Origin of the sequence: Microbispora amethystogenes, assembly GCF_016863015.1 — a bacterium.
Lineage (GTDB): Bacteria > Actinomycetota > Actinomycetes > Streptosporangiales > Streptosporangiaceae > Microbispora > Microbispora amethystogenes.
This window is the reverse complement of sequence record NZ_BOOB01000042.1, coordinates 112401-136866: the sequence shown is the minus strand read 5'-3', so window position 1 is coordinate 136866 and position 24466 is coordinate 112401. Positions and strand designations below refer to the sequence as shown.

Genomic DNA, 24466 nt, shown 5'->3' with positions numbered 1-24466 from the left:
CGCTTTCACTGTTCAACCAGTCCTGACCCATCCGGGAGCCATCCCGTCGGAGGCAGGAACCGACCGCCCCAGTGCGAACGTCCGGAACGTGTGCGAGTCTGACTCAAACGTTCCGGACGTCCGCATTGAGACAGGAGACACCTCTGTGACCAAGAGCCGTTCGCGGGGCGCCTTCGCCCTCCTCGCCGTGCTTCACGCTGTCGGCGCGACCGTCTTGGTCGCCCTGGTCGCGTTCGCCACCCCGGCGAGCGCCGACACCACCTGGTCGGTCGTGCCGGCCGACACCAAAGGCCCCGACGGCCGCAGCGTCATCGACATCGACCTCGCCGGCGGACAGCAGATGACCGAGCACATCGCGGTCATCAACCGCTCCACCCAGCCCGTCGACTTCGCCATCGACGCCAACGACGGCTACCTCACCGCCAAGGGCTACTTCGACATGCGGCCCTCGGACGTCAAGCCGACCGACGGCGGCTCGTGGATCGAGATCCCCGACAAGGTGACCATCGCCGGCGGAGCCACCGCCGTCGTGCCCGTCAAGGTCTCGATTCCCCAGAACGCGACGCCGGGAGACCACCCCGCGGGGGTCACCGCGTCCATCGACACGATCTCCGGCCAGGTGCGGGTCCAGAACCGGGTGGGCGTCCGCCTGAACATCCGGGTGACCGGCAACTACGTGGCCAAGGTCGCCGTGACCGGCCTGCGGGCCGACTACCACTGGTCGTGGAACCCCTTCTCCCCGGGTACGGTCGACGTGAGCTACACCCTCGCCAACGTCGGCAACGTCCGGCTGGCACCGGACGCCCGGGTCCTGACGTCCACCTTCGTGGGGGAGAGCGCCTGGGACGACAAGTCCGAGGCCAAGGCCAGAGAGATCATGCCGGGCGGCAGCCGCACCTTCAGCGCTCGGGTGACCGGCGCCTGGCCCATGGGATCGATCGACACGACGGTCATGGCCATCCCCGCTCCCGCGGGCAAGCCGCTCCCGGGCATCACCGCCGAGCGGGTGGCGAGCGGCACCGCTCTGTGGGCGCTGCCGTGGCCGCAGCTCGCTCTCCTCGCTCTCCTCCTCCTCGTCCTGCTCGCCTTCCGCATCTCGGCCGTCCTGCGCCGCAGGCGGAGGGAGAAGCTGCTCGTCATGGGCGGCCGGAGCACCCCGCCGCTCAGGGCGTGAGCGCCCGGCGCCACGGCCCTCACGACGGCCACGAAACGACCCCCCAGCACCACCCCGAGAACCACCCCTGAGAACAACCTGAAGGGCAGCACCACTCGTGAACAAGACACTGCGCCACGCCGTGACCCTGCTGCTGGCCGGGCTCGTGCTGGTGCTCGGCGCATCGGCGGCGTCCGCCGACAACGGACCGATCAAGCTCGAGGTGATCGGGGACGGCGGCCACAACGTCAACGTGCTGGCCACGTGGAAGAAGAACGGCCAGCCCGTCGAGGAGATCGTCGAGGCGACCCTGACCGCCAAGTCGGCCGACGGCCGTTCCTTCGGGCCGGTACAGCTCAGGTCCGCGTCCGAGGGCCAGAACGTCTACCAGCCCGCGGAGCCGCTGCCGAACGGCGAGTGGAGCGTCACCGTGACGGCGACCAAGCCGTCCAAGGCACAGGCGACGACGAAGGTGACGGCGCAGGACCTCAAGGCCTCGCCGATGGCCGCGGCCGAGGCCCTCACCCGCGACAGGGCGGCGGCAGCGGCGGACAGCGAGGACTCGTCCGGTTCTCTGCTCAAGATCGGCATCATCGTCCTGGTGGCGGTCCTCGCCCTCGGCGCCTTCGCCGTGATCATGCGTCGCCGAGGGCTGTACGCACGGCGCTGAGCCCGGCGGAGACGGCCCTCGTCGTCGAGCCCTCCCCGGTGCCCGGATCCACGTTCGGAGGGCCGTGGATCCGGGCAGGAAGGGCATCGACGGGCGGCCGAAGGACTGAGGCATGGACGATTTCCGCATCGAGCACGACTCCATGGGCGAGGTGCGGGTGCCCGCCCGGGCCCGGTGGCGGGCGCAGACGCAACGGGCGGTGGAGAACTTCCCGGTGTCGGGCCGGGGCCTGGAGCCCGCCCACATCGCGGCGCTCGCCCGGATCAAGGCGGCCTGCGCGAAGGTCAACGCCGAGTACGGCGTGATCGACGAGGACATGGCGCAGGCCGTCGGGGACGCGGCCGCCGAGGTCGCCGAGGGCCACTGGGACGACCAGTTCCCGGTGGACGTCTTCCAGACCGGGTCGGGCACCTCCTCCAACATGAACATGAACGAGGTCGTCGCCACGCTCGCGCAGGAGCGGCTGGGCCGTCCCGTCCACCCGAACGACCACGTCAACGCCGCACAGTCGTCCAACGACGTCTTCCCGTCCTCCATCCACGTCGCGGCGGCGTACGCGGTGGTGCACGAGCTCACGCCCGCGCTGGAGCACCTGGCCACGGCGCTGGAGGAGAAGGCGACGGAGTTCGCCGGCGTGGTGAAGTCGGGCCGCACCCACCTCATGGACGCGACGCCGGTCACGCTCGGCCAGGAGTTCGGCGGCTACTCCACCCAGATCGAGCTGGCCCTCGAACGGCTGCAGGCCGCGCTGCCGCGCCTGGCCGAGCTGCCGCTGGGCGGCACGGCGGTGGGCACCGGGGTGAACGTGCCCGGCCCCGGGTGGGCGCAGGCGGTGATCGCCGAGCTGAGCCGGACGACCGGCCTGCCGTTCACCGAGGCCAGGGACCACTTCGAGGCGCAGGGCGCGCGGGACGGCCTGGTCGAGCTGTCGGGCATGCTCAAAGTGATCGCCGTCTCGCTCAACAAGATCGCCAATGACCTGCGGTGGATGGGGTCGGGTCCCCGGGCCGGGCTCGCCGAGATCAATCTCCCCGACCTCCAGCCGGGATCGTCGATCATGCCGGGGAAGGTCAACCCGGTGATCCCCGAGGCCGTCACGATGGTGGCCGCCCAGGTGGTGGGCAACGACGCGGCCGTCACCATGGCCGGGGCCTCCGGCGCGTTCGAGCTGAACGTCATGCTACCCGTGATGGCGCGCAACGTGCTGGAGTCGATCCGGCTGCTGGCGAACGTCTCCCGGCTGCTCGCCGACCGCTGCGTCAGCGGGATCACCGCCAACGTGGACCGCCTCCGTGAGTACGCCGAGTCGTCGCCGTCCATCGTCACCCCGCTCAACCGGTACGTCGGGTACGAGGAGGCCGCGAAGATCGCCAAGCAGGCGCTCCGGGAACGCCGGACGATCCGTGAGGTCGTCATCGAGCGCGGCCACGTGGCGAGCGGCGCGCTGACCGAACAGCAGCTCGACGAGGCCCTCGACGTCCTCTCGATGACCCGTCCCACATAGGGGGCCGGAGAGATATGTCGCCGGTCGCCATGTGCCCGGCGTGGTGTGGTTCCTATCGTGAGGCAGCATGAGCCTTGAAGGCCGTACGGCCCTGGTCACCGGCGCGGGGAGCGGCATCGGCCGGGCGTGTGCCCGCCGCCTGGCCGCCGAGGGCGCGCACGTCGTCGTCGCGGACGTCAACGCCGAGGCCGCGGGCAAGGTCGCCGCCGAGATCGGCGGGACGCCGGTGACCGTCGACCTGTCGGATCCGGAGTTCCTGGTGGCCTGGCGGGGCCAGCTGCCGCCGTCGCCTGACACCCGCCTGCGGGCCGACATCGTGGTGAACAACGCGGGGTTCCAGCACGTGGCCCCGATCGAGGACTTCCCGCCCGAGATCTTCAGCGCGATCATGCGGGTGATGGTCGAGGCGCCGTTCCTGCTCGCCCGGGCCGTGCTGCCGGGCATGTACGAGCGCGGCTGGGGCCGGATCGTCAACATCTCCTCCGTCCACGGCCTGCGGGCCTCGCCGTACAAGGCGGCGTACGTGACGGCCAAGCACGCGCTGGAGGGCCTGTCGAAGGTGATCGCCCTCGAAGGGGCGGCCCACGGGGTGACCTCCAACTGCGTCAACCCCGCCTACGTGCGCACGCCGCTGGTGGAGAACCAGATCGCCGACCAGGCGCGTACGCACGGGATCGGCCCGGACGAGGTCGTGGAGCAGATCATGCTCGCCCCGGCGGCGATCAAGCGGCTGATCGAGCCGGACGAGGTCGCCGAGATGGTCGCCTACCTGTGCGGGCCGGCGGGGTCGTTCGTCACCGGGGCGTCGATCCCCATCGACGGTGGATGGAGCGCCCGCTGACCACCACCCCGGCCCCGGCGTCCGCGGAGGGCGCCCGCGCCTACCTCGACCTGCTCGCGCGCGAGGCGTCGGCGCTCGAGTTCGAGGGCCCGGTCCTCCAGGCCCGGGCGGCCGGCGCCGACTCGGCCACGCTGGAGGAGCTGGAGCAGGCCAAGGTCGCCGCGCTGAAGGTGCGGGCGATGCTGCGACGGCGGGCCCGGCGGGAGGCCGAGCTGTCGGCGTTGTTCGACACCGCGGGCGACCTCGCCGGGCTGCGCGACCTCGACGCCGTGCTGGAGGCGATCGTCCACCGGGCCAGGCAGCTGCTCGGCACCGACATCGCGTACATGACGCTGAACGACCCCGAACGCGGCGACACCTACATGCGGGTGACCGACGGGTCCATCTCGGCCGATTTCCGGCGGCTGCGCCTCGCGATGGGCGCCGGGCTCGGCGGGCTGGTGGCCCAGACGGGCACGCCGTACAACACCGCCGACTACTTCGCCGACCCGCGTTTCCGGCACACCACGACCATCGACGGCGCGGTCCACGAGGAGGGCCTGGTCGCGATCCTCGGAGTGCCGCTGCGGCTCGGCACCCAGGTGATCGGGGTGCTGTTCGCGGCCAACCGCAGCGCCCGGCCGTTCGCGCAGGAGGAGGTCGCGCTGCTGTGCTCGCTGGCGGCGCACGCGGCCGTCGCCATCGACACCGCCCGGCTGCTGCAGGAGACCCGCGCCGCGCTCGCCGAGCTGAGCGGGGCGAACGCGGTGATCAGCGCGCACAGCCAGGCGATCGAGCGGGCCGCCGACGCGCACGACCGGATGACCGGCCTGGTGCTGCGCGGCGGCGGCGTGGAGGACGTCGCCGCGGTGGTCACGGAGGTGCTGGGCGGCCGCCTGACCGTGCTGGACGACGAGGGCCGCCCGCTCGTGGGCGAGACCCGCGAGCTCGACGCGGGCGTCTTCGACGCCGCCCAGTCGTCGCGGGCGCTCGGCCGCACGGTCAAGCGCGGCGACGCGTACGTCGCCTCGGTGGACGTCGGGGCGGCGCCGCTGTGCACGCTGGTGCTGCGGACGGACCGGCCGGTGTCGGACACCGACCAGCGCATCCTGGAGCGCGCCGCGCTCGTCACCGCCCTGCTGCTGCTGTTCCGCCGCAGCGTGGCCGAGGCCGAGGGGCGGGTGCGCGGGGAGCTGCTCGACGACCTGGTCTCCCGGCCCGAGCTGCGCGGGCTGCGCGACCGGGCGCGGCGGCTCGGCGTCGACCTCGGCGCGCCGCACGTGCTGGTCGTGGCCCGGCACGACGGGCAGCGGGAGCGGGCCGCCTTCTGGGCGTCGTCGCAGGCGACGCTCGCCCACGGCCTGGCCGCGGCGCGGGGCGACGAGGTGGTGCTGCTGCTGCCCGGCGACCGGCCGGGCACGCTGGCCCGGCGCGTCGCGGCCGAGCTGACCGCCTCGCTCGGGCGTCCGGCGACGGCCGGGGCCGCCCTCGCGGCCGGCCCGGGTGGTGAGGCCGGCGATCGGGTCGGCGATCGGGTCGGCGAGCAGGCCGGCGAGCAGGCCGGCGAGCAGGGTGACGGGCCGGTGACGTCGGTCGCCTCGGCGTACGCCGAGGCGCGGCGGTGCGCCCACGCGCTCGTGGCGCTGGGCCGTACGGGCGACGGCGCGAGCGCCGAGGAACTGGGCTTCGTGGGCCTGCTGGTGGGCGAGCGGCGCGAGGTGGCAGGCTTCCTCTCCGGGGCGCTCGGGCCGGTGCTCGACTACGACGCGCGGCGGGGCACCGCCCTGGTCACGACGCTGAACGCCTACTTCGGCACCGGCGGCTCGCTGTCGCGCACCGCCGAGGCGCTGCACATCCACGTCAACACGGTCACCCAGCGGCTCGACCGGGTGGGGCAGCTGCTGGGCGTGGACTGGCAGGAGCCCGACCACGCGCTGGAGATCCAGCTCGCCCTGCGGCTGCACCGGCTCAGGACCCACATGCCCGACGCGTGAGGTGTGTGGAACCGACCCATAGGAGTGACCCCGGTCACTGCGTACCGTGGCGGAACCCCCCATCGGAGGAGTTCCCATGGCAAACACCCCACCTGCCCGGATCGGCAAGGTCGTCGGGGCCAGCCTGATCGGCACGACGATCGAGTGGTACGACTTCTTCCTGTACGGCTCGGCCGCCGCCCTGGTCTTCAACAAGCTCTTCTTTCCCAACGAGGACGAACTGACCGGCACGCTGCTGGCCTTCCTCACCTACGCCGTCGGCTTCGTCGCCAGACCCCTCGGCGGGCTGGTCTTCGGCCACTACGGCGACCGGCTCGGCCGCAAGCGGCTGCTGGTGATCAGCCTGCTCATGATGGGCGGCGCGACGTTCCTCATCGGCCTCCTGCCGACGTACGCCGCCCTCGGCGCCGGCGCCCCCCTGCTGCTGACCGTGCTGCGGCTGGTGCAGGGCTTCGCCCTCGGCGGCGAGTGGGGCGGCGCGGTGCTGCTGGTCTCCGAGCACGGCGACCCCCGCAACCGCGGCTTCTGGGCGTCCTGGCCGCAGGCCGGCGCTCCCGGCGGCAACCTGATCGCCACCGGCGTGCTGGCGCTGCTGGCCGCGGTGCAGCCGGACGACGCGTTCCTCGCCTGGGGCTGGCGGATCGCGTTCCTGCTGTCCGGCGTGCTGGTGCTGATCGGCCTGTGGATCAGGCTCACGGTCGCCGAGTCGCCGGTGTTCCAGGAGGCGCTGGCCCGCCAGGAGCCCGCGCCCGCCGCGCCCATCGTCGGCGTGCTGCGCCACCACTGGCGCGACGTGCTGGTGGCGATGGGCGCCCGGATGGCCGAGAACGTCTCCTACTACATCATCACCGCGTTCGTGCTGGTCTACGGCACCACCACGGCGGGCCTGCCCAAGGGCACCGTGCTCAACGCCGTGCTGATCGGCTCGGCGGTCCACTTCGTCACGATCCCGGTGTGGGGCGCGCTGTCCGACCGGCTCGGCCGCCGGCCGGTCTACCTGCTCGGCGCCGTCGGCGTGGGCCTGTGGGCCTTCGCGTTCTTCCCGCTGATCGACACGAAGAACTTCGCGCTGGTCACCGTGGCCGTGACGGTCGGCCTGGTGCTGCACGGCGCGATGTACGGCCCGCAGGCGGCGTTCTTCTCCGAGCTGTTCGCCACCCGCATGCGTTACTCGGGCGTCTCGATCGGCTACCAGCTCGCCTCGATCGCGGCCGGCGGCGTCGCCCCGCTGATCGCGGTCGCGCTGCTCGACGCGTACGGATCGAGCGTGCCGGTCTCCGTCTACGTGGTCGTGGCGGCGGTGCTCACCGTGGTCGCGGTGGTCGCCTCCAGGGAGACCCGCGACCGCGACCTGTCGGCGATCGAACCCGCCTCCGGCGCCGCCCGGGCCGCCGTCGTCGCGAAGGAGGCCTGATGCGCGGGCGTCTCGCCGGTCTCTCCGGTCTGGCCGCGCTGACGGCGGCCCTGCCCCTTGTGGCCTCCGCCCTTCCGGTCCAGGCCGCGCCGCCCGCGGCCTGCCCCACAGTGGCCGTGCCGGGCGCGGAGAAGCAGGTGACCGCCTGCCTGGCCGACCTCACCACGAAGGGCACCCTGGCCTCCGGCCACACCGACCAGTCGGACTGGTCGGGGCTCAACTCGGCCGGGGCCGTCAACCCCTTCGGCGTCCCCGGCACGCAGATCGACGGCTACTTCCCCGACACCTCGAAGGGGAACACCAACCACGGCTGGAACCACGACGCGCAGTTCGTCATCCGGCTGCCCGAGCGGTGGAACGGCGGCCTCGTGGTCGCCGGGTCGCCGGGCAACCGGGAGACCTACGCCAACGACTTCACGATCTCCGACTGGGCGCTGGCGAAGGGCTACGCGTACGCCGCGACCGACAAGGGCAACACCGGTGCCGACTTCTACCGCGACGGCGTCCGCCCGGGAGACGCGGTCGCCGAGTGGAACGAGCGGGTCAGCCAGCTGGCGTCCGCCGCCAAGGCCGTCGTACGGAAGCGGTACGGCAGGCCCGCCCGCACGACGATCGCGGCCGGCCAGTCCAACGGCGGCTACCTGGTGCGCTGGCAGCTGGAGAACCGTCCCGACCTGTTCGACGGCGGCGTCGACTGGGAGGGCGTGCTCTGGCGGGCCGACAGCCACAACCTGCTGACGTTCCTGCCGCCCGCGCTGCGCGCGTACCCGAAGGGCGACACGGCCGGGGTCGCGGCGGCGGGCTTCGCGCCCGCGTCGCAGTTTCTGTGGCCGTTCCACTACCAGTACTACTGGGACCTCACCCAGCGCGTCTACCGGGAGGAGTTCGACCCCTCCTACGACGGCGACGCCGAGGCCGGCACCCCGTTCTGCGCGTCCGGCACGCCCGGCAGCACGCCCGGCTGCGACACCGACTACGACTACGCGTCGCGGCCGACCGCGGTGAAGCGGGCCGTCGCGCGGGTGAGCCTCACCGGGAAGATCAAGCGGCCGCTGATCACGGTGCACGGCACCCTGGACACGCTCCTGCCCATCAGCGAGGATTCGGACATCTACGCCCAGATGATTTCCGGACAGCATCGTGACCGGCTGTTCCGCTACTACCGCGTCGAGGGCGGCAACCACGTCGACGGCCTCTACCCGGCCTACCCCGACCAGCTGCGACCCCTGCTGCCCTGCTTCCGCGGCGCGTTCACCGCCCTGGAGGCGTGGATCGGCGCGGGCACGCCGCCCCCTCCGAGCGCCACCCTGCCCCGCCCGGCGACGGGCGATCTCGAGAACACCTGCACACTGGGAGCGACACCATGACCCCGCCCATATCCAGCGAGCCCATAACCGCCGAGCGGATCCGCACGGACCGTCTCACGCTCAACGTCCTGTCCGTGCCCGGATCGTCGGGCGAGCCGGTGCTGTTCGTGCACGGCAACGTCTCCTGCAGCGTGTTCTGGCGGTCCACGATGACCTCGCTCGGCGAGGGCTTCCGGCCGTACGCGGTGGACCTGCGGGGGTTCGGCGGCTCCGATCCCGAGCCGGTGGACGCGAGCCGGGGCGTGCGCGACTACTCCGACGACGTGCTCGCGTTGCTCGACCACCTCGGGCCCGCGCACCTCGTCGGGTGGAGCCTCGGCGGCGGGGTCGTCATGCAGGTCCTGCGCGACCGGCCGGCGGCGGTCCGCAGCCTGACGCTGGTCAACCCCGTCTCGCCGTACGGCTTCGGCGGCACGACGGGCGTGGACGGCGTGCTGGGTTCCCCCGACGGCGTGGGCTCCGGCGGCGGCGGGGCCAACCCCGAGTTCGTCCGGCTGCTGCGGGAGGGCGACCGCTCGGACGGCTCCCCCCTCTCGCCCCGGTCGGTGCTGCGCGCCACGTACGTCGCGCCCGGCACCGACCTCGGCGAGGAGGAGGACGCGTTCGTCGAGTCGATGCTGTCCACCCGGGTCGGCGACGACCACTACCCCGGCGACTTCCTGCCCTCCGACGCCTGGCCGAACCTCGCGCCCGGCAAGCGCGGCGTGCTCAACTCGATCGCGCCGACGAACTTCCGGATCGACGACCTGCACGAGATCGACCCCAAGCCGCCGATCCTGTGGATCAGGGGCGACCAGGACGTGATCGTGTCGGACACCTCGCTGTTCGACCTCGCGCATCTCGGCGCGATCGGGGCCGTGCCCGGCTGGGACGGCACGCCCGCCCAGCCGATGGTCACCCAGACGCGGGCCGTCCTGGAGCGCTACGGCGCCTACCGCGAGGTGGTCGTCGAGGGCGCCGGCCACGGCCCGCACCTCGACCGGCCCGCCGAGTTCCGCGCGGCCCTGCTCGCCCACCTGCGAGGCTGATCGCTGATCTCCAGCCGGTCCTTCAACGACGGTCGCGCAGCACCCGTACGGCGAGGCGGCGCAGCGGCGAGGGCGCCCTCGGCGGGGCTCCGGCGGGCAGGACGGACACCTGCCCGCCGCGGCGGATCGTCAGCCCGAACAGCAGGTCGACGTCCTTCTGCCCGATCCGCAGGGCGGGCCGCCAGAGGCCGGGGCCGAGGCAGTCGTCCCCGCCGAGCCGGCTCACCGGCACCCGCGCGACGAGCTGCCCGGCCACCCGGCCGGGAATCCCCGGCTCGACCAGCGCGGGCACGACCATGCTGCGCCCGCGCCCGTCCTGCTCGCGCAGCACCAGCTCGGCCGGCGGGCCGCCGCTCGGCGGCACGTACGGCACGGGCACGACGACGAAGACGTGCCCCTCCTGCCTGGCCACGGTGGCCCGGGACGAGACCAGCGCGATCGACTCGGGGAACGACCTCGGCTCCACGCACACACCCAGCTCGCCGCGTTCGGACCAGCACGGCACCACCAGCCGCGCGGGCTCCCCGGCGAGGGCGCCCGCGCAGCTCATCGGATGCGTGGGGCGGACGATCCGGGCGCGGCCCCCCGGCAGGCCCCGCAGGCGCACGTGGATCTCCCACAGCCCGGCGGACAGCGGCCCGCCGAGGGCCGCCGAGCCGACGTCGAGACGCGCCTGGCCGTTCACCCAGACTCGTGCCTGCCCGTCGCCTCCCGCCCGCTCCCGGCCACCCGCCGCCTGACCCGCCGCACCCTGACCCGCCGCACCCTGACCCGCTGTGCCCTGACCCGCTGTGCCCTGAGCCGTGCTCTGACCCACCGTCGCCTGGCCGACCGAGCAGGAGACCGGCAGGGCGTGCGTCACCCCGGTCTCCGCGTGCCGTACGCAGACCTCCACGCGCGCCCGGCGCACCGCCTCGGTCACGTCGGCCTCCTCGTCGCCGAGCAACCCGTCGAGCAGCCCCTCCACGGCCGGAGGCGGCGTCCACAGCAGCCGGTCGTCGCGCTGCCGCAGCCACAGCGGGCTCCCGCCCGCCCGCAGCACCTCCACGCTCAGGTCGAGCAGGAGCGCGCCCCGGTCCCAGCGCAGCCCGCGCAGCTCCGCGCTGATCCCGGTGCCGCGCGACGCCTCGGCGAGGGCGAGCAGCGCGTCGAGCCGGTCCTGCCGCAGCAGCGCCGTACGGGCACGCAGGTGTGCGGGCAGGTGGACGTCGAGCTCCGTGGGGAACCGGTCGAGCGTGAACCGGCGCAGGAAGGAGAACAGGAGCATCCGCTCGTCGGGCTCGGCGGCGAGGAAGCGCGGCCCCGCGAGCCGGCGCAGCCCGAGCGCCCGATACCAGTGTGCCTGGATCCGCCGGCGCTGTGGCCCCGGCTCCGTGCAGGCGTCCACCACGTCGAAGACCGCGTTCAACCCGTCGAAGAGCGCCTCGGCGTCGAGCCGCTCCTCCCCCGCCGTGCCCGGGGCGGCCGGGCCGAGATGGCAGCAGATCTCGCCGGACAGCACGGCGACCACCTTCGCGGCGAGGTACGCCCGGGTCACGAAGGCCTGCTCCGACAGCGGCCGGTCGGCGAAGCGGAGCGCGCAGGTCTCCAGGAACTCCCGGCTGAACAGCTTGTGCGCGGTCGGCAGCGCGAGGAGGTGGTCGCGCAGCACGTCCGCCCGGTCGCGGTCGCGGGCGAAGGCGGCCGGAGGCGGGCCCCCGTCGGCCAGCCTGCCGACCAGGACGTCGGCGTCGGTCTCCACCGCCCTGTCGTACATCCGCTCCAGCGCGTGCGGCTCCAGCCTGTCGTACTGGCCGAGCAGGTAGACGTACTCGCCGCGGGCCACCGACAGGCCGACGTTGCGCCCGCGCGCGGGCGAGCCGGTGTGGTCGAGGTGCAGGACCCGCACGTTTCCGCGCTGCCCGGCGATGGCGTCGAGCCGCCTGCGCGTCCCGTCCGTCGACCCGTCGTCGGCGAAGACGACCTCGTACTCGTCCGGCGGCAGCGACTGCTCCAGCACCGAACGCACGGCGGCGCCGAAGTCGTCGTTCGACAGCCCGGGGTTGGACACGGGCATAACCACGCTGACCTTCACACCCATGAGGCCAAGGGTGCAGCGCGAGCCCCGCCGGACGCGCGGGCTTGCCGAAGGATCGACCAACCCTGACCAGAGTTTCGCGGAGCCGCCGGGGCGGGGCTTCTAATACCAGCCGGTGGACTGGGAGTGGGCCCAGGCGCCGCAGGGCGTCTTGTAGCGGCCGGCGATGTAGCCGAGGCCCCACTTGATCTGGGTGGCGGGGTTGGTCTGCCAGTCGGCGCCCGCGCTCGCCATCTTGCTGCCGGGGAGCGACTGGGGGATGCCGTACGCGCCGCTGTAGCGGTTCATGGCCCGCTCATTCCAGTGGCTCTCCCTGTCCCACAGCTTCTCCAGGCAGCCCCACTCGCCGCCCCAGCCGCGCGCCTCGGCCATCTGCTTGCCGAGGGCCTTGTTGCTGCCGGGGTCGGGGGACGAACCGGGCGGGAAGTTCGCGGGCGGCAGGCCGGCGCCACCGGGGGCCTTCTCCACGATGTCGACCGGGTCGAGGACCTTCGCGCGGTCGCGGGCCTTCTCCAGCCGGTCCTTGCGCAGGGCCTGGACCGCGTTCTCTTTGAGCGTGTCGCCCTCGGGGTCGGGCGCGGCGGGGTCGAGGGCCAGGAAGTCGCCCGGCTCCAGTGGCTTGGCCGGCGCGTTCGAATGCTCGACGGCCGTGCGGACCGTGTAGAACGTCCCCCCGGCGAGCACGGCCACCGAGGCGCCGAGGATCGCGATCCGCTTGGGTGTCAGCCAGCCGGGGCCGGAGCGGCCGTTTCCGCCCCGCCGGGACCGGGAGGCGCGGGGACGATCCTTCAACTGCTGACCAGAGCTCACGGCCACTGAGCTTGCCCTGTCCCGGGGGGTGGTCCGCAACCGAAACGTGGTACCTGTTTGGTGACGCCTTGACCTCACCACCGATCACATGCGCTTTCCCCGCCGGTGTGATTTTGGTCACACCCCGTCTCATGACAACCCGGCATCGATATTGGGACGAATAGGGGATTGGTTGTGTACGTCGCATAATGACCAGGTGGCAGGCATTCTCCTGGTCGAAGACGACCCTTCGGTCCGCACCGGGCTCGAGCTCGCGCTCACCCGGCAGGGCCACGCGGTGACCGCGTACGCCACGGGCGAGGAGGCGCTCGACCACATCCGCACCCGGCGTCCCGAGATCGCGATCCTCGACGTCATGCTGCCGGGCATCGACGGCGTGGAGGTGTGCCGCCGGATCCGGAGGCTCGATCCCCTGCCGATCATCCTGCTCACCGCCCGGGGCGACGACCTCGACGTGGTGGTCGGGCTGGAGGCCGGCGCGGACGACTACGTGGTCAAGCCGGTCGAGCCGCGCGTGCTGGACGCCCGCATCCGGGCCATCCTGCGCCGGCTGGAGTCGGCCTCGCCCGACCGGCTCGTCTTCGGCGACCTGGTGATCGACCGCGGCGCGCTGAAGGTGAGCCTGGCCGGCCGGGAGATCCACCTCACCCCGACCGAGCTGCGCCTGCTGCTCGAACTGGTCCGCCGTCCCGGCCAGGTCCTCACCCGCCGCTATCTCCTGCGCGCCGTCTGGGACCACACGCACGTGGCGGACTCCCGGCTGGTCGACGCCTGCGTGCAGCGCATCCGCGCCAAGGTCGAGCCGGTGCCCGCCGACCCCGTCTACATCCACACCGTCCGCGGCTTCGGATACCGCTTCAGCCCGCCATGACCTGGCTGCCCTCGGGGCTCCGGGGACGGCTGGTGATCACCTTCCTGCTGGTGGCGGTCACCGCGTCCGCCGTCGTCGCCGGCCTCGGCTACCAGATCGTCCGCCGCGGCCTGCTGGACCGCGCGGAGCGAGGCGTGGTCGCCGACGTGCGCGAGACGCTGTCCAGGACCCCGCTGCCGATCGGGGTGAGCGACGTGGTCTGGCCGAGCGACGCCACCGTCACCGAGGACGACCTCGGCCAGGTCGTGCAGGCGCTGGAGGCGCCGGAACGCACCGTGATCGTGACGTACGGCGAACTCCTGCGGACCAGTCCCGGCTTCCTGTTCACCCTGGCCGACCTGCCCAGCGGGCTGCGTGAGCGGGCGGCCGGCGGGCGGCTGGTCTACCAGCGGGCGCTCCTCAGGCGCCGGCCGTGGCTGATCGTGGCCACCCAGATCCAGCGGGAGAGCGGCCAGGGGGTGATGCGGCCGACCGGCCTGACGGCGTACGTCTTCGTCCCGCTGTCGGAGGAGGACGCCGTCCTGTCCCGCCTGCGGACCGCCCTCGCGCAGGCCGGGGGGATCACCCTAGTGCTGGCGCTGACCCTGGCCCTGCTGTCGGCCCGGCGCGTGCTGCTGCCGGTGCGCCGGCTCGGCGCCGCCGCGCGGGCGCTCGGCTCGGGCGACCTGCGCGTCCGGCTGCCCGTACGCGGCAGGGACGAGCTGGCGGAGCTGACCGCGACGTTCAACGAGACGGCGGCGGCGCTGGAGGAGACGGTCGGCGAGCTGCGGACGCTGGAGTCGATGTCGCGCCGGTTCGTCGCCGACGTCTCCCACGAGCTGCGCACCCCGCTGACCGCGATGACGGCGGTGACCGACATGCTCTCCGAGGACGCCGAGAACCTGCCGGACGACGCCGGGGAGGCCGTCCGGATCGTCGTCCGCGAGATCGGCCGTCTCCGGGTGCTGGTCGAGCACCTCATCGAGATCAGCAAGCTGGACGCGGGCGCCGCCACGCTCCACCGGGAGACCGTCGACGTGGGCGACGCCCTGGCCGACTGCCTGGAGATGCGGGGCTGGGCCGACAGGGTGAAGCTCACCGTGCCCCTCGGCCTCGCCTTCTCGCTGGACATCCGGAGGTTCGACGTGATCGTGGCCAACCTCGTCGGCAACGCGCTCAACCACGGCGCGCCGCCCGTCGTGGTCACCGCCCGGGTACGGGTCCGCCCGGACGCGTCGAGAGGACTGGAGGTGACCGTGCGCGACCACGGGACCGGCATCCCCGAGCACGCCCTCCCGCATGTCTTCGAGCGCTTCTACAAGGCCGGCGCCGACCGGGCGCGCAGCGTGGGCAGCGGCCTCGGGCTGGCCATCGCCAGGGCCAACGCCGAGTTGCACGACGGCTCGGTCACGGCCGAGCGCCGCGAGCCCGGCACTCTCTTCCGGCTCTGGATCCCGACGCCATGACCGGTATCGGAGACGGCCGGGGACGGCGCCTGCGGGCCGGGGCGGCGGGCCTGCTCACGACCCTGCTCTCAGCCCTGCTGGCGACGTCCGCGGCCTGCGGGGTCGTGCCGAGCGAGGTGGTCGACGCCGGCCCGGCGCCGGCCATCAGCGGCACCCCGACCCTCGTCACGATCTACCTGCTGCGGGACGGCAAGCTGCGGCCCGCCCGGGTCGCCGCGCGCTCCGCCCACGTCAACGATGTCCTCGACGCGTTGTTCAAGGCCAGCGGACGGCCCGCGAACCGCCTGTCCACCGCGCTGACCGGGCTCTCCCCGGCTCAGACGCAACTCGTCAGGTACTCGCCGTACGAGGGGAGCCGCAACGACCCGGACAGCTCGCTGAGCCTGCGCCTGCGGCTGTTCGTCAGCGGACTGAAGATCTCCAGGGCGGCCATGGCCCAGATCACCTGTACGGCCCGGCTGAGCCCGGAGGTCTGGGTCGTGGAGATCGCCCGCGTGACTCCCGGCAGGAGCGGGCGGCTGAGGGCCCACACCTGCCGGGAGTACTGGGACCTGGCCCCCGAGGACGGCCAGCTCCCCCCCTGACGGGGTCAGAGCGTGATGTTCTCCAACATTTCGGTCACCAGGGCCGCGATCGGCGACCGCTCGGACCGGGTCAGCGTGATGTGGGCGAACAGCGGGTGGCCCTTGAGCTTCTCCACCACCGCGAGCACGCCGTCGTGGCGGCCCACCCGCAGGTTGTCGCGCTGGGCGATGTCGTGGGTGAGCACGACCCGGGAGTTGGCCCCGATGCGGGACAGCACGGTCAGCAGCACGCCGCGCTCCAGCGACTGCGCCTCGTCCACGATCACGAACGCGTCGTGGAGGGAACGGCCGCGGATGTGGGTCAGCGGCAGGACCTCCAGCATGCCCCGGTCGATGACCTCCTCGATGACCTCCGGAGTCGTCACCGCGCCCAGCGTGTCGTAGACCGCCTGGGCCCACGGGCCCATCTTGTCGTTCTCCGTGCCGGGCAGGTAGCCGAGCTCCTGGCCTCCCACGGCGTACAGGGGCCGGAAGACGATGATCTTACGGTGCTGGCGGCGCTCCAGCACCGCCTCCAGGCCCGCGCACAGCGCGAGCGCCGACTTGCCGGTGCCCGCGCGGCCGCCCATCGAGACGATGCCGACGTCGGGGTCCATCAGCAGGTCCAGCGCGATCCGCTGCTCGGCGGACCGGCCGTGCAGCCCGAAGACCTCCCGGTCGCCCCGCACCAGCCGTACCGACTTGTCCGGCATGACGCGGCCGAGCGCCGAGCCGCGGCTCGACAGCAGCCGCAGGCCCGTGTGGCACGGCAGGTCGCGCGCCTCGTCGATGTCGGCGGTGCCCGCGTCGAAGAGCGTGTCCATCTCCTCGGTGGTGACCTGGAGCTCCGCCATGCCGGTCCAGCCCGACTCGACCACCATGCCCGCGCGGTACTCCTCCGCGCTGAGGCCGATGGACGCGGCCTTGACCCGCATCGGCAGGTCCTTCGACACCAGCACCACGTCCGCGCCCTCCGCCGCGAGGTTCTGGGCGACGGTCAGGATGCGGGTGTCGTTGTCACCCAGGCGGAACCCCGCCGGGAGGCAGGACGGATCACTATGGTTCAACTCGACCCGGATGGTCCCCTCGCCGATCGGCATGGGCTCATCCAGCCGTCCGTGCCGCACTCTGAGGTCATCGAGGAAGCGGAGCGCCTCCCGGGCGAAGTAGCCGAGCTCCGGGTGGTGACGCTTGGCCTCCAGTTCCGTGATGACGACGATCGGGACGACGACCTCGTGCTCGGCGAAGCGGCTCAGCGCCGCCGGGTCGGCGAGCAGGACGGAGGTGTCCAGAACGTAGGTGCGGGATGTGGACGGGTTGCTCGAGGACACTGCCACGCGTTCTCCCCCGGGCGCCTGAGGCCGGCGCCCTGCCTTGACTGGTGGTGACCGGACCGGGCCCGTGACCTGCGAAGGCAGACCGGGCGTCCGGCCCTCCCCGCATGGTGGTCGCGCAAGGACGGGCCCTCTCCCGAGGTGGTGACCGCCGATCCTCTCGACGGCCGCTCAGCTACCACGGTACGTAACGAAAGTCCCCAGCCCAATAGGTTTAGCCTGGTTAAAAGGTGCTGGTCACGTACCGTCTCAGGAGCCGTACCGACGGTGTCGCGCGGCGTACGAGCGGAGCGCCCGCAGGAAGTCGACTCTGCGGAAGTCAGGCCAGTAGGCCTCGCAGAAGTAGAACTCGGAGTGGGCGCTCTGCCAGAGCAGAAATCCGGAGAGTCGCTGCTCTCCCGAGGTCCGGATGACGAGGTCGGGGTCGGGCAGGCCGCGCGTGTAGAGATGCTCCGCGATGTGCTCCACGTCGAGGACCTCGACGAGGTCCTCGATGCTCGCGCCCTTGCTGGCGTGCTCCTGGAGGAGGGAGCGCACCGCATCAGCGATCTCACGCCTTCCTCCATACCCAACGGCAACGTTCACAATCAGGCCGGGGCGATGCGATGTGGTTTCTTTCGCGTGTTTGAGGACACGAGCCGTGTGATCGGGCAGAAGGTCGAGCGATCCCATCGGGTTGACGTGCCAGCCCTGGTCCACGAGATCCTGCACCAGGTTCTCGATGACCTGGAGCAGCGGACCCAGCTCGGCCTGGTCCCTGGAGAGGTTGTCAGTGGACAGCAGCCACAGCGTGACGTAGCCGACCCCGGCCTCCCGGCACCACCCGAGCAGCTCGGAGATCTTGTCGGCGCCCTTCTGGTGGCCCCGGCTGACGTCCCGGAGGCCCATGGCCCGCGCCCACCTGCGGTTGCCGTCGACGATGACGCCGACGTGCCGGGGAATCTGGGTGGAGGACAGCTTCCCTTCGAGCCTGCGCTCGTACAGCTTGTACACGAGATCGCGCATGCTCATGCGACCCTCTTCCTCACGACCGGTGGGGGGTTCGGTCACCAATTATCGCGGGCGGCGCGGCGTGCCCCGCCCGCTCTCCTCCGGCTTCCCCGGCGCGCGGGCCGTACGCGTGACTCAGCCGAGCCGCTCGACCAGGGCGTGGTATTCGTCCCACAGCTCCTGCGGCATGTGGTCGCCGAAGGTCGCGAAGTGGGACGGGATCAGCGCCGCCTCCTCCCGCCACACCTCGGGGTCGACGCCGAGCAGGAGCTCCATGTCCTCGGGCGCGATGCCGAGGCCCTCGGTGTCGAGCGCGTCCGGCAGGTTGCCGATCGGCGAGGGCACGGCGCCGGCCGCGCCGTTCAGCCGTTCGACGATCCACTTGAGCACCCGGCTGTTCTCGCCGAAGCCCGGCCACAGGAAGCGGCCGCCGGCGTCCTTGCGGAACCAGTTCACGTAGTAGATCTTCGGCAGCTTCTCCGGGTCGGCCGACTCGCCGATCCTGATCCAGTGCGCGAAGTAGTCGCCCATGTTGTAGCCGCAGAACGGCAGCATCGCGAACGGGTCGCGGCGCAGCTCGCCGACCCTGCCCTCGGCCGCCGCGGTCTTCTCCGACGCCACGTTGGCGCCCAGGAAGACGCCGTGCCGCCAGCTCAGCGACTCGGTCACCAGCGGCACGGCGGTCGCCCTGCGCCCGCCGAACAGGATGGCCGAGATCGGCACGCCGGCCGGGTCCTGCCACTCGGGGGCGATCGTCGGGCACTGCTCGGCCGGGGTGGTGAACCGGGCGTTCGGGTGGGCGGCGGGCTCGCCCGACTCCGGCGTCCAGTCGCGGCCCTTCCAGTCGGTGAGGTGCGCGGGCGGCTCGTCGGTGAGGCCCTCCCACCAGACGTCGCCGTCGTCGGTCAGCGCGACGTTCGTGAAGACGCTGTTGCCCCACAGCGTCTCGATCGCGTTGGCGTTGGTGGTCTGGCCGGTCCCGGGCGCGACGCCGAAGAAGCCGGCCTCCGGATTGATCGCGTACAGCCGGCCGTCGGCGCCGAAGCGCATCCAGGCGATGTCGTCGCCGATCGTCTCGACCTTCCAGCCCGGGATCGTGGGCTGGAGCATGGCGAGGTTGGTCTTGCCGCAGGCCGACGGGAAGGCGGCCGCGATGTACCGCGCCTCGCCCTCCGGCGGCGTGAGCTTGAGGATCAGCATGTGCTCGGCCAGCCAGCCCTCGTCGCGGGCCATCACGCTGGCGATCCGCAGCGCGTAGCACTTCTTGCCCAGCAGCGCGTTGCCGCCGTAGCCCGAGCCGTACGACCAGATCTCCCGCGTCTCGGGGAAGTGGCTGATGTACTTGGTCCGGCTGCACGGCCACGGCACGTCGGCCTGGCCGGGCTCCAGCGGCGCCCCCACCGAGTGCACCGCCCGGACGAAGTCCTTGCGCTCCTCGATGAGGCGCAGCGCCTCGTCGCCCATCCTGGTCATGATCCGCATCGACACCACGACGTACGGCGAGTCGGTGATCTCCACGCCGAGCTGGGAGAGATCACCGCCCAGGGGACCCATGCAGAACGGCACGACGTACATCGTCCGGCCCCGCATGCACCCCCGGAACAGCGTGGCGAACGTCTCGCGCATCTCGTCCGGCGCGATCCAGTTGTTGGTCGGGCCCGCGTCCTCCTCGCGCTCGGAGCAGATGAACGTGCGGTCCTCCACCCGGGCGACGTCGCTCGGGTCCGAGGCCGCGTAGAAGCTGTTGGGACGCTTGACGAGCCGCCGGAAGGTGCCCTGCTCGACCAGAAGGTTGGTCAGGCGCGTCCACTCGGCCTCCGAGCCGTCGCACCATTCGACGCGGTCCGGCTGGGTCAGCTCCGCGATCCGGCTCACCCAGGCCGCCAGATCGCTGTGAGTGGTGGGCGTCGGTACATCTACTGAAATGGACACGGGGGCGGCTCCTTAATCTCTCAGGGCCAGAGCATCTTCCGCGGCGAACGGCTCCCGAAGCCAATTGGAGTAGACCATCGCGTTTCCACTCCCGCTTAATTCGGCGCCATTCTCCATCACGATCCCCGACGGCATCCGCCCAGGCAGGGGCCGTGATGTTGTGCGACCTTACCCACTCGGGCCCTGTCGAAAAAACGTCTTTCCCCTCCTTACCCGCCTCACCGGCGTTACACATTGGTATAGACCGATCGCAATGGTGTAGACCTCTGCCGGAATTGGTTCAGTCCAATCCGCCGGGACCCTCCGCCCTGACGCGGTCGACGTGCTGGAGGGCATCGCGCAGGTCAGCGAGCCAGTTGTCGGTGTGCTTCCCGACGAGCCGGACGCACCAGGCCAGCGCGTCGCTGCGGCTGCGCGCCACACCCGCGGCGACCAGGGTGTCCAGCACCTGCCGCTCCGGCTGGCGCAGGCGGGTCATGACGGGCACGGAAAGAGTGGTGAACATCACTGTCTCACCACCCGCGACGACCCCCCAGGAGACCTTGCGCCGGAAGCGGTGCTCGGCCTCGCGCGCGATCTCGATCCGGCGCTCGCGGGTCTCCTCCCGGAACCGCTCGACGTACCCCTCGACGGCCGCGGCCCGTTCGAGGTCGGGGAGCCCCTCGGCCACCGACAACGGCGGCAGCGTCCCGAGCACGGTGATCTCCTCGCGGTCCACGACCACCTCCGGCCGGTCGGCGAACCACGCCTCCGGCAGGCGGCCGATGAACCATGCCTTCAGCTGTTCTTCTGCATTCATGTAATCAAAATTACACGGCCAGGAGCTCGATGGCCTTGATTGACAGTCGCTAGTTTTTGATAGTTACTATCAATTCATGGCTTCTTCCACTTCTCGTTGGTGGGCGCTCGGCGCCCTCGTACTGAGTGCCCTGGTCATCGGCATGGACGCGACCGTGCTCAACGTCGCGCTGCCCACGCTGGCGGCCGATCTGCGTGCCACGAACGGCGACCTGCAGTGGATCGTGGACGCGTACATGGTTCCGTTCGCCGCGCTGATGCTTCCGGCGGGAGCGCTCGGCGACCGCCTGGGCCGCAGACGGGTGCTGCTGGCCGGTCTCGTGGCCTTCGGGATCGCCTCGGTGTTCGCGACGTACGCGAACGGCACCGGCGCCCTGATCGCGGCCCGCGCGCTCATGGGCGCGGGCGGCGCCGTGATCATGCCACTGGCGACCTCGATCCTGCCGGTGGTCTTCGACCCGCGTGAGCGGGGCCGCGCGATCGCCGTCTTCACCGCCGCCATGGCCCTCGGTCTGCCCCTCGGCCCCATCGTGGGCGGCTACCTGCTCGACCACTTCTGGTGGGGCTCGATATTCCTCGTCAACATCCCGGTGGTCGTCGTGGCGGCGGTCGCGGCGGCCGTGTTCGTCCCCGAGTCCCGTGACCCCGCCGCACCCCGGACCGACCTTCCCGGTGCGCTGCTGTCGGTGACGGGCCTGGCGGCGCTGGTGTACGGCGTCATCGAGGCGCCGGCCCGCGGGTGGGGCGACGTCCGCGTCCTCGCCGGCCTCGCGGCCGGGGTCGTGTTGCTGGCGGCGCTCGTCCGGGTCGAGGCCCGCGTCCGGCGGCCGATGCTGGATCTCGGCCTGTTCCGCGACCGGGTCTTCGTGTGGGGCGCGGCCGGCGCGACGTTCGTGAGCCTCGGCATGTCGGGCGTGCTGTTCGTCGTCCCCCAGCACCTGCAGGCCGTGCTCGGCCACGACGCCTTCGGCACCGGCGTCCGGGTGATCCCCATGGTGGCCGGGCTCATGCTCGGAGGCCTCGCCGGAGAGCGGCTCACCGCCCGCCTCGGGCTGCGCCTGGTGATGCCGGCGGGCCTGGTCGTGCTCGCCGCCGGCTTCTGCCTGGGCGCGACGACCTCGGCGTCCTCGGCGTACGGGTTCGTCGCGGCGTGGCTCACCGTCATCGGGGCGGGCGTGGGGCTGGCCATGGTGCCCGCGATGGACGGCGTGCTCGCCACGCTGCCCGAGGAGCGGTCGGGCTCGGGCTCGGCGACCCTGCAGACCGTGCGTCAGATCGGCGCCGCGCTGGGCGTGGCCGGCCTCGGCAGCCTGCTTTCGGGGGCGTACGCCTCCGGCCTGCCGGACGGCGCGCCGGAGGCGGCGGGCGACTCGATCACGGCAGCGGTGGCCCTGGGGGACGCCACGCTCCTGCACGCCGCCAGGGATGCGTTCGTCGCCGGCATGGACCTGGTCCTGCTGGTCTGCGGGGCCGCGTCGGCGCTGGCCGCCGTCCTGGTGGCCGTCTTCCTGCCGAGGAGCACGGGCAGGGACGGAAAGACGGCAGAATCGGGACATGAGCTCACCGCAGCGCGCTGACCGGGCCCCGCACCCCTCCGATCGCGTTGTCACGAGCCTGCGTGAGCGCAAGAAGGCCAAGACCCGGCGGACGATCCAGGAGGAGGCCCTGCGGCTGTTCGCCGAGCAGGGATACGACGCGACGACGGTCGAGCAGATCGCGGAGGCCGCGGAGGTCTCCCCGAGCACGTTCTTCCGCTACTTCCCCACCAAGGAGGACGTGGTCACCCAGGACGACTACGATCCCATCCTCCTGGAGGCGATCAGGGCCCAGCCGCCGGACCTGCCCCCGCTGACCGCGCTGCGCGCGGCGTTCCGCACCGCCTTCGAGTCGATGGGGCCGGAGGAACTCGACCGGACGCTCGCCCGGACCAAGCTGTCCACCTCCGTGCCCGCCCTGCGGGCACGGATCACGGAGGGGCTGTTCGCCACGATCGAGATGCTCGCGGGCGCGATGGCCGAGCGGGCGGGCCGCGACCGCCGCAGCCCCGCCGTACGGGCGCTCGTCGGCGCGGTCATGGGAGTCATGCTGGCGTCGCTGTTCACCTGGGTGGAGCAGAACGGCAGGACCCCGCTACCCGTGCTGCTCGACGAGGCACTCGGCTATCTTGAGGCCGGCCTGCCGATATAGGGCACGGCCGGTGGGTCAGCGGACCCGGGCGGAGACCTGGGGGCTGACCCGGACGACCCCGGCGAGGTTCTTCGTGTAGACGTTCGCGATCTTCACGACGTCGCCGGTGTGCGGGGCGTGCAGCATCTTCCCGTTGCCCCAGTAGATGGCGACGTGCGAGATGTAGCCGGGGTTGGTCGGGTCGTTGCGCCAGAAGAGCAGGTCGCCCGGCTGCGCCTGCGACAGCGGCACCTGCGGCCCGGTGACCCACTGCTGGTACGTCACCCGCGGCATCTTCACGCCCGCCTGGGCGTACGCCCACTGCACGAGCCCGGAGCAGTCGAAGCTGTCCGGCCCCTCGGCGCCCCAGACGTACGGCCGGCCGAGCTTGCTGACGGCCGCCTCCAGCGCCACCTTGAGCTGGTCGGCGGACATGAACGCGGTCGACGGCCACACGGTGCGTCCCTTGGGCGTGACCACCACCGGATTGATCGTGGCGACCTGGCTGCCCTTGGGCAGGATCTTCAGCAGGCTCCGGCGGAGCCTGGCCGAGTCGACCTTCGGCGCGCTCACGACGAGGGCGTTGCCGTCCGGGACGCCGAGCGCCGCCGCCGTGTCCTTCGAGACGATCGCGGCGATCGAGCCCATGCCGACCGTGGCGTACGCGCCGATGCGCAGGCGCCTGCCGCCGCCCTCGACGACGGACCCGAGCTTGACCCCGCCGTCGTGGCCGAGCTCGAACGAGACCGCCATGTCCCCGGCCGCGATGTTGCGCCACAGCCCGTCGGTGCCGGCCGTCACCTTCGGCGTGTACGCCCGGAACGTCGACGGGTCGACGCCCATCGTCTGCACGCGCTTGCCGTCCACGGTCACGTCGGCCGCGCCGGTCACCTCGGCGTCCGCCACGCCCTTCACCCGGCGCACCTTCTCGACCAGTTCGGCGGGCAGCGGCTGCTCGGCCACCACGAACAGGTGCGGGCGGATCAGGCGCTCCAGCGGCGCCACCTGCGCCACCGGGCTCTGCGGCGATCCCGCCGCCGGGCCCGCGGGGTCGGGGGCCGTACCGGGTGCCGTCCCGGCGCGGTCCTGCCGCGCCGCCGCCACGTAACCGTGGCCCGCACGCCGCTGGGAGACCGCCGCGGTCACATCGGGGTTCGCGGCGTCCGACGTGAGCTCGCCGAGCGCGAGGACGTCGGCCGCCAGCACGCACACGAGCAGCACGGCGATGAAGGGGACCGTCCGGCGCGACCCGGCGGACCGCCGGGTGAGACCGTGCCGTCCGAGATTGGGCCGTGCGAGGCTGTGCCGTCCGATGGTGTGCCCGGGAAGCCGCGGCCGGTACGCGAGGTCCTGACGCGCCTCGAAGACCGCTCTGGCGAGTTTCCTGCGGACACGGGTGGATAAGCGCGCTCGGCGTTCGAGCACGATCTCACCCCTTCCGCAGCGAATGCTTCGTTCCACGACGAGACTGCCGTACGGCCGGGAATACCGCAATCGATTGCAGAATTCCCGGCCGGGGCGAAAAGGGAC

The 24466-nt window shown here is 72.2% G+C and carries 20 protein-coding genes; 13 read left to right on the top strand and 7 right to left on the bottom strand.

All coding sequences use genetic code 11. The features are described 5' to 3' along the window. Nucleotides 1-145 precede the first annotated feature (145 nt). The 8 genes from Mam01_RS26685 (at nt 146) to Mam01_RS26650 (ending at nt 9950) form a co-directional block, all read left to right on the top strand. The gene (locus Mam01_RS26685; RefSeq protein WP_204287919.1) at nt 146-1174 is read left to right on the top strand and encodes a COG1470 family protein; all 1029 of its coding nucleotides are present in this window, start codon (nt 146-148) and stop codon (nt 1172-1174) included. 97 nt (nt 1175-1271) lie between these two features. Continuing rightward, entirely contained in the window at nt 1272-1823 is a 552-nt protein-coding gene (locus Mam01_RS26680) for a hypothetical protein (protein WP_204287918.1), read from the top strand. 112 nt (nt 1824-1935) lie between these two features. Next, a complete protein-coding gene (locus Mam01_RS26675) occupies nt 1936-3327 on the top strand; it encodes a class II fumarate hydratase (protein WP_204287917.1) in 1392 nt (463 codons plus the stop codon). Between the two features lie 67 nt (nt 3328-3394). Continuing rightward, nucleotides 3395-4168: a 3-hydroxybutyrate dehydrogenase gene (locus tag Mam01_RS26670; RefSeq protein WP_204287916.1), complete on the top strand. Its 774-nt coding sequence runs from the start codon at nt 3395-3397 to the stop codon at nt 4166-4168. Beyond that, on the top strand, nt 4153-6141 hold the full coding sequence (locus tag Mam01_RS26665) for a helix-turn-helix domain-containing protein (protein ID WP_204287915.1): 1989 nt from the start codon (nt 4153-4155) through the stop codon (nt 6139-6141). The genes Mam01_RS26670 and Mam01_RS26665 overlap by 16 nt, the downstream gene beginning before the upstream one ends. Nucleotides 6142-6217: 76 nt before the next feature. Then, nucleotides 6218-7555 carry an MFS transporter gene (locus Mam01_RS26660; protein ID WP_204287914.1) on the top strand — a complete coding sequence of 446 codons (1338 nt, stop codon included), beginning with the start codon at nt 6218-6220 and terminating at the stop codon, nt 7553-7555. Further along, complete coding sequence (locus tag Mam01_RS26655; protein WP_204287913.1) at nt 7555-8922, top strand: 3-hydroxybutyrate oligomer hydrolase family protein; 1368 nt, start codon at nt 7555-7557, stop codon at nt 8920-8922. The genes Mam01_RS26660 and Mam01_RS26655 overlap by 1 nt, the downstream gene beginning before the upstream one ends. Beyond that, entirely contained in the window at nt 8919-9950 is a 1032-nt protein-coding gene (locus tag Mam01_RS26650; protein ID WP_204287912.1) for an alpha/beta fold hydrolase, read from the top strand. The genes Mam01_RS26655 and Mam01_RS26650 overlap by 4 nt, the downstream gene beginning before the upstream one ends. Nucleotides 9951-9972: 22 nt before the next feature. Here Mam01_RS26650 and Mam01_RS36955 read toward each other — a convergent pair whose 3' ends face one another. Beyond that, nucleotides 9973-12030: a glycosyltransferase family 2 protein gene (locus Mam01_RS36955; protein WP_239101638.1), complete on the bottom strand. Its 2058-nt coding sequence runs from the start codon at nt 12028-12030 to the stop codon at nt 9973-9975. Between the two features lie 99 nt (nt 12031-12129). Next, nucleotides 12130-12819 (bottom strand): aggregation-promoting factor C-terminal-like domain-containing protein, encoded by a 690-nt coding sequence (locus Mam01_RS26640; RefSeq protein ID WP_239101637.1) that lies wholly within the window; start codon nt 12817-12819, stop codon nt 12130-12132. A 214-nt stretch (nt 12820-13033) separates the two neighbouring features. Between Mam01_RS26640 and Mam01_RS26635 the strand changes: the two genes are divergently transcribed. Genes Mam01_RS26635 through Mam01_RS26625 form a run of 3 tightly spaced genes read left to right on the top strand, consistent with a single transcriptional unit; the run spans nt 13034 to nt 15737 of the window. Next, the gene (locus Mam01_RS26635) at nt 13034-13708 is read left to right on the top strand and encodes a response regulator (RefSeq protein ID WP_117409270.1); all 675 of its coding nucleotides are present in this window, start codon (nt 13034-13036) and stop codon (nt 13706-13708) included. Continuing rightward, complete coding sequence (locus tag Mam01_RS26630; protein WP_204287911.1) at nt 13705-15153, top strand: sensor histidine kinase; 1449 nt, start codon at nt 13705-13707, stop codon at nt 15151-15153. Before Mam01_RS26635 ends, Mam01_RS26630 begins: the two co-directional genes overlap by 4 nt. After that, nucleotides 15150-15737 (top strand): hypothetical protein, encoded by a 588-nt coding sequence (locus Mam01_RS26625; protein WP_204287910.1) that lies wholly within the window; start codon nt 15150-15152, stop codon nt 15735-15737. Before Mam01_RS26630 ends, Mam01_RS26625 begins: the two co-directional genes overlap by 4 nt. Before the next feature lie 5 nt (nt 15738-15742). On the opposite strand, the gene phoH2 is transcribed toward Mam01_RS26625, so the two are convergent. From phoH2 to abmR, 4 genes are all read right to left on the bottom strand, one after another. Next, nucleotides 15743-17053, bottom strand: a complete 1311-nt coding sequence (gene phoH2 / locus Mam01_RS26620; RefSeq protein WP_239101636.1) for an RNA 5'-3' helicase PhoH2 — start codon at nt 17051-17053, stop codon at nt 15743-15745. A 246-nt stretch (nt 17054-17299) separates the two neighbouring features. Next, a complete protein-coding gene (locus Mam01_RS26615) occupies nt 17300-18061 on the bottom strand; it encodes an isoprenyl transferase (protein WP_204287909.1) in 762 nt (253 codons plus the stop codon). Between the two features lie 114 nt (nt 18062-18175). After that, the gene (locus tag Mam01_RS26610) at nt 18176-19966 is read right to left on the bottom strand and encodes a phosphoenolpyruvate carboxykinase (GTP) (RefSeq protein ID WP_204287932.1); all 1791 of its coding nucleotides are present in this window, start codon (nt 19964-19966) and stop codon (nt 18176-18178) included. A 286-nt stretch (nt 19967-20252) separates the two neighbouring features. After that, nucleotides 20253-20771 (bottom strand): ATP-binding transcription factor AbmR, encoded by a 519-nt coding sequence (gene abmR / locus Mam01_RS26605; RefSeq protein ID WP_204287908.1) that lies wholly within the window; start codon nt 20769-20771, stop codon nt 20253-20255. A gap of 76 nt (nt 20772-20847) precedes the next feature. Here abmR and Mam01_RS26600 point away from each other — a divergent pair, with 76 nt between their 5' ends. Both Mam01_RS26600 and Mam01_RS26595 read left to right on the top strand, forming a co-directional pair. After that, a complete protein-coding gene (locus Mam01_RS26600) occupies nt 20848-22347 on the top strand; it encodes an MFS transporter (RefSeq protein WP_204287907.1) in 1500 nt (499 codons plus the stop codon). Then, complete coding sequence (locus Mam01_RS26595; RefSeq protein WP_204287906.1) at nt 22325-22957, top strand: acyl-CoA-like ligand-binding transcription factor; 633 nt, start codon at nt 22325-22327, stop codon at nt 22955-22957. The genes Mam01_RS26600 and Mam01_RS26595 overlap by 23 nt, the downstream gene beginning before the upstream one ends. A gap of 15 nt (nt 22958-22972) precedes the next feature. On the opposite strand, the gene Mam01_RS26590 is transcribed toward Mam01_RS26595, so the two are convergent. Further along, a complete protein-coding gene (locus tag Mam01_RS26590) occupies nt 22973-24361 on the bottom strand; it encodes a C40 family peptidase (protein WP_239101635.1) in 1389 nt (462 codons plus the stop codon). Nucleotides 24362-24466: the final 105 nt, after the last annotated feature.